Genomic DNA, 5,732 nt, shown 5'->3' with positions numbered 1-5,732 from the left:
GCTCCTTTGCGGTATCTTGCCAGAAGTCGACATTGGGATTATTCTCGAGAATGTTCCTCCATTCGGTTGCAAAGAGTGCGCGATCGCTTTGGCAACGCGGGCTCCACATAGCAGGGCCTTTGGACAAATTCAACATCCGGAATTGGATCATGGTTTTGTCACTTACAATACCAGACTGGCCTCCCAATGCATCAATTTCACGGACGATCTGTCCTTTCGCAACTCCGCCCATTGCGGGGTTACAGGACATTTGCGCGATGGTATGCATGTTCATTGTGATCAGCAGTACCTTGGAGCCCATCGTAGCCGCAGCCGCTGCAGCTTCACATCCCGCGTGCCCCGCTCCTACTACTATCACATCATATTCTTGAAACATAATTTGTATTCTTGTTAAACCACTTTAGTTAAAGTGTTCCACGTGGAAATTTAATTAGAAGCTTGTAAGGTGTTGATTTTCCTTCTCTCTCATCGAAGCCTTCTCGTCCTCATTGGAGTCGCCATAGCCCATTAAATGCAGCAATCCGTGCACGAGTACGCGCCTTAGTTCTGTTTCAAAATCCACCTGAAACGTTTCTGCATTTTCCCTCACTCTGTCCAGGCTGACGTATATGTCACCATCCAGTTGCTTCTCTTCTTCACTATTATCAAATGTGATAATGTCTGTATAGTAATCGTGGTTGAGGTACTCTTTATTGATTTCCAGGAGGTAATCGTCGGAGCAAAATATATAATTCAATTCACCGATTACATAACCCTCTGATTCTGAGGTAATTTTCAACCATTTCTTGGTTTTTAGAGGACGTGGGAGGTTAAATTCAACGTCTTCGGAGAAGAAATTCAGCATGCTTTTTTGAAAACTTTGTCAAACATAACCGACCTACCGGTTACTTGCTTCAACGTAAAGATTTGATGATAAATATTTTACAAAAATAGGAAGGATATTTATAACAAATGAACCAGCAAGCTACGGTTGTCATCAGCGTTTTCTTAAAACGTGTTAAAAACCTCGCTTGCTGGTTCAACAAGAACCGCCTTTGATCAGTTCTTTGCCTGGTATTTGCGGAAGTAAGTGTCCACCTCTCTTTTATAGAATGGGGAGAATGTAGGCGGGATCGTACGCAGCAATTCCGTTTGCTTTTCCTTCTCCCTAATGTATTTTTCAAATGCAGCAGGTGGCTGGCGCGGCTGCTGTTTCGCACTTTGCGCCTTGCGCTGTTCATCCTCGTCCTGCTCCTTCATGGCTTTTTCAGATTCAAGCAGGCGCGTCGTAATTTCCTGGTTACGCTTGATCAGTTCCGGTGTAATGCGTTTGTTCACGAGGTCTGTCTCGGTCTCATCCATTTTGTCCGCAATCTCCTGTAGCTCTTTGCCCATTTGCTTTCCAACTTCCGAGCCTTTCTGAGATTCCATCAGATCCTGGATCATCTTGCGGATCGCCGCTTGCTCAGCCGCCATTCTTGCCAGCTTTTCAGAACTGTTACCCTGCCCCTCTTTACCTTCGCCAAGTTGCTTGATCTGTCCATTTAATTTTTCCTGCATTTCTCCCATGCCCGGAGAGTTGCCCTTTTGCTTACCTTTTTTTCCTTTACCCGACCCCGGCATTGCCATGGCCATTTGCTGCTGCATCTGGTTGAAAACATCACTTAGCATCAATGCCAGGTTATTCATCGAAGTCATCGCAGATTGCTGTTTCGATGTTGCAGAATTGATTTGCCTGTCTTTAATGCTTTTCACACTTTCATCCATGTAGGATTTCATATCATTGAGCTCCCGGGTTATAAATGCCTGGATCTGCTCGGCGCGACCTGCCAGCGAATAGAGACTGTCTTCTACTATTTTTGCATCATCCTTCAATTTCAGCTGCTGCTGACCAAGTTTGACAAACCGCGGATCTTGCAGGTTTACACCTTTAAAATCTTTCATCAATGCTTCCTGATCGAAAGAGAGTGTAATTAGGTTCTCAAGAATGTCACGCAGGTCATCCATATTTTCCTGCATTTGTTCCATCTCCGCAGCCTCCATAGATTCTTCCATAGACTGTGACATTTTCTTCATCGATTCTGCGGCTTTTTTTTGCGCGCTGGCAGCTTTTTTATTCTGTTGCTTGGAAAGCTGTTCTTTTGCTTGTTCCATTTGCTGAGCGGCTTCTTTTTGCGCTTCTTCCTGGGTATCTACAGGTTTTTCCAGTTCCTCTCCCAGTTTCTCGATCTCACCTGCATTTTCCTGCGCTTTTTCGAACTCTTCCTTGAGTTTCTCCTGCTCTTTTTTCAGTTCCTCATTTTTCCCTGCCTTATCTTCCTGGTTTTTATTCTTATCATTTTGCTCGGTTTTTTCGGCAAGCATATTTTCTTTCTCCGCCAGATCATTGAGCTTGTCTACCAGATTTTCCATTTTCTGTTCAAGCTGCATTTGCTTGAAAAGCTTCATGGTTCGTTCCAATTCCTTTTCAAGGTTGTTCTCCTTGTTTTTGAGCTTTTCCATCAGGCTGGACATTCGCTCGCTTTGTTTTTGTTCCAAAAGCTTTTTCAGATCCTTATAGAGCTTATCGGTATTCTCATCCATTAAAGCATTCATCAGCTTTTGCAGCTGCTCGATCTTGTTTTGGAGCTCCGGACTTTGTTGGTTGAACTGTCGGGACTTTTCATTCGAATTCTGATGTTTTTCCTGCAAAGCCTGCAATTCTTTCATCAGCTCTTCGCGCTTACGCAATACCTCCTCAATTTGCTTTTGCTCCTTGAAATCAAGTTCCTTGTTACTTTTCAATCTGTTATCAAGATTTTCAATGTCCTTTTGCAGGTTCTGCGCCTTTTTCATTGCAGACTGGATCTGGTTCTCAGTCTCCTGCTCGGACTTTTTGATCTCGGCTTCAAGCTGATCTTTGGAAGGAACTGTAAACTGAATGGAACGGGAGCGGGCACTTTTGGCTCCATTGATACCGTCATTATCCCAAACCTGTGCGTAATATTCGATCTTGTCGCCAGGCGCAAGTTTCAGGCTATCTACATACCACTGGAAGAAAAAGCTCTGTGTGTTTACGGTTTTGTTAAATGGAATGGGAATTCCTTTTGGTTGAGAAGCTTCCTTTTGCCCTGACCGGTTTACAGTATAGAACATTTTGAGCTGAGAAAACCCGTAATCATCGCTGATCGAGCCACCCAGTACGAGGTAGTTATAAAGCGTGGTATCCTGGAAATTTTCGAGAGTCAAAACCGGGTGCTTATCAGGAATTACATTGATGAAATAGCCGATTTTGTCTGCATTCGTTGTCTCATCGTTTTTCAGACTAACCTGATATTGGGCAGATCTTCTGACTGACTTGCGGATTTGGAAATGTTCACCGCTGCTTTCTTTTGCCTGGTACAAAGCCGAGTCATTTTCAAATTTGATTGCCAGTGAATTGGTAGATGCAGTGTTGAAGTCCCATTCAATAGTAGTACCCTCTGGCACTGACAAATTTCCAACGTTGTTAAGCCCCTCAGAAGGTTTATTCAGGTAAGCCGGATAATGCAGGTTCACATCAAAGGATAGCAGCGAAGGCCGCTCATTCACATCAATGCGGTATTCATCAGAAAAGAATCCTGCTGCGTCGAAAGAGAAAGCTACATCACGTTGCAGATTTTTGAAAGTATAAGTAAAAGAGCGATTCCCTTCCGGAGTAAGTTTGAAGCGGGAGCCGTTTTGTACCAGGTAAACAGCAGCCGGCAGCGCCTCACCTTCCAGTTTCAGTTTTAATGTAAAATCTTCATTCCGGAAAGCTTTCAGATTTTTATTTTGAAGGACAAACGAGAATGGCGCGTAGGTGTAGTTTTTCTGAAAATGGATAATACGCTCAGAGCTGGAAGAGAAAAATGCAGGGTTAAACAGCAATATCACTGCAATTGCGGCTAGCGGGTATATAGCATATTTAATGCGTTTCCTGTTCTCATTAAAGCGTATCGCATCGGAAAAGCGGACAATAAGCAGCTGATTGGATTTCTGCCTGATACTGGCTTCAATCAGGTCAGACTGGCTGCCTGACAAGCTTCTTAACTGCAAGGTATTCACCAGTTTGTCGCCGATCTCGGGAAAATACTGCCCGATCTGTAATGCAGCAGCCTCATCAGAAATTGGCTTTTTTAAACCGGATAAATGGATTAACGGTTGAACAACCCATTGAAATATGGAAAATACCAGCACAGCCAGAAAGCCGAAAAATAGCATTCCGCGCACAAGCGAGCTGAACCTGCCAAAGTATTCGATGGTATTAAAAAACAAAAAGACAGTCAGCAAAAGGCCCAGCGAGAAGATGATGCCTTTCAGTAACTGATTTTGATAATATTTTTGACGGTATTCCTGAATGCGCAGCAACAGGCCTTCCATTGCCGGAGTGAAAGGTGCCATATCTATCCTCGTTCTAACTGTGGACTTATAACGTATGCAGGAAGTAAAAATTACCAGCTTCCTGCATATGCTTTAAACGAAGAAATATAGTGAATTACCGTGATATTATAATGTAATTAATAACCCGGCTGAGGCGTAATTGATCCAGTTGAAATTATAAACGTCATCAACATCCGCGCCACCTTCCACAACCCGGTAGCCCAGCTTAACACCCAGTTTGTTGTTCAGTTGGTACGCAACCCCCGCAAAGATATCCTCTGCGCGACCCTGTTTGGAAGCAAGCGCATCACCTTCCAGGATAACAGACCAGCGGTAAGACGGTTTCAATGCGACATAAAAGTTGATCAGCGGAACGAACCCGAGATTATCGAAGTGGGTATTGAAAGATTCATTTTGAAAACGCACATCTGCTTCTCTGATCTTGGCTGTAAGCCCCACTCCTACCTGCGCGCGGGCACGTGAAATAAGATCGTAGCGATAAGTAAGGCGGTAAGAATTGAATTTGTAATGCACCTTAACAGGCTGACCAGCCAGGAACGTTGTATTATTGAAATTGATATTCCGGTTAAAATTACCCTGGTAAGTAACTGTTAGTGGCGCATATAGCAGTGATATGTTGTGTCTTTTCGCAATGGTATAACCCGCCCTGATCCGATAAAATACCTTTGGATCGATACTCAGGTCTTCCGGCAGGTTCACGATAGTACCGCCAACATTCGGTATCCTGACCTTATTGTAATTTGTACCCAATACCAATCCGCCCTCTAAGTCCAATTTGACCTGGGCATACAGCTGAATGGAACTGAGAAACAGTAGAGAGCTAAGAAGAAATTTCATTTTCATTTGCACCAGTTTTTAGATAACAAAACAAACAACCCTTCGGAGGTTGTTTGTAAAAAGTGATGCCTGAAGAAAATTCAAATGAACCGTCGGCTAAATCTCGACAGCTTCTGGCGCATTCTTGACTGATCTTACGAAAGACTTAATGTCCTGTTCCAAATCGGTAGAATGCTGCAAAATACGGATGAATGCACTCCCGATAATAGCGCCGGCCGCCTGGCTTGAAGCCTTCCGGAAAGTAGCATTATCCTGGATACCAAAACCGATCAACCTTGGATTGCGCAGGTTCATTGCATTCAGCCTGCTGAAATATGACTCCATATCTGAACTGACGCCCGATTTTGAGCCCGTCACGCTTGCAGAAGATACAGTGTAGATAAAACCTTCACTAATCTCATCTATTTGCCTTATACGCGATTCAGAGGTTTGCGGCGTAATCAAAAAGATATTTAACAAACCGTAAGTATCGAAAATGGACTTGTATTCATTCAGGTACACGTCCATCGGCATAT

Annotated in this window: 6 protein-coding genes; 1 reads left to right on the top strand and 5 read right to left on the bottom strand. The window is 43.7% G+C overall.

Annotation, left to right across the window (positions count from 1 at the left end):
• The 3 genes from ACTIE6_RS11985 to ACTIE6_RS11975 all read right to left on the bottom strand — a co-directional run.
• Positions 1-376: FAD-dependent oxidoreductase (locus tag ACTIE6_RS11985; RefSeq protein WP_439556859.1), on the bottom strand; the 376-nt coding region annotated here is incomplete at its 3' end.
• A 54-nt stretch (positions 377-430) separates the two neighbouring features.
• Positions 431-844, bottom strand: a complete 414-nt coding sequence (ybeY, locus tag ACTIE6_RS11980; protein WP_439556858.1) for an rRNA maturation RNase YbeY — start codon at positions 842-844, stop codon at positions 431-433.
• Between the two features lie 194 nt (positions 845-1,038).
• On the bottom strand, positions 1,039-3,516 hold the full coding sequence (locus tag ACTIE6_RS11975) for a DUF4175 family protein (RefSeq protein ID WP_439556862.1): 2,478 nt from the start codon (positions 3,514-3,516) through the stop codon (positions 1,039-1,041).
• A 643-nt stretch (positions 3,517-4,159) separates the two neighbouring features.
• On the opposite strand from ACTIE6_RS11975, the gene ACTIE6_RS11970 reads away from it, so the two are divergent.
• On the top strand, positions 4,160-4,306 hold the full coding sequence (locus tag ACTIE6_RS11970) for a hypothetical protein (protein WP_439556857.1): 147 nt from the start codon (positions 4,160-4,162) through the stop codon (positions 4,304-4,306).
• A gap of 179 nt (positions 4,307-4,485) precedes the next feature.
• Here ACTIE6_RS11970 and ACTIE6_RS11965 read toward each other — a convergent pair whose 3' ends face one another.
• Together ACTIE6_RS11965 and ACTIE6_RS11960 are read right to left on the bottom strand one after the other, a co-directional pair.
• Entirely contained in the window at positions 4,486-5,223 is a 738-nt protein-coding gene (locus ACTIE6_RS11965) for a hypothetical protein (RefSeq protein ID WP_439556856.1), read from the bottom strand.
• A gap of 90 nt (positions 5,224-5,313) precedes the next feature.
• A partial coding sequence (locus ACTIE6_RS11960) for a tryptophan synthase subunit alpha (protein WP_439556855.1) occupies positions 5,314-5,732 on the bottom strand: 419 nt, incomplete at its 5' end.

The sequence above is a fragment of the Dyadobacter sp. genome (genome assembly GCF_051859145.1).
GTDB lineage: Bacteria > Bacteroidota > Bacteroidia > Cytophagales > Spirosomataceae > Dyadobacter.
Note: the sequence above shows the minus strand (reverse complement) of the source record. Positions and strands in the feature narration are given on the sequence as shown.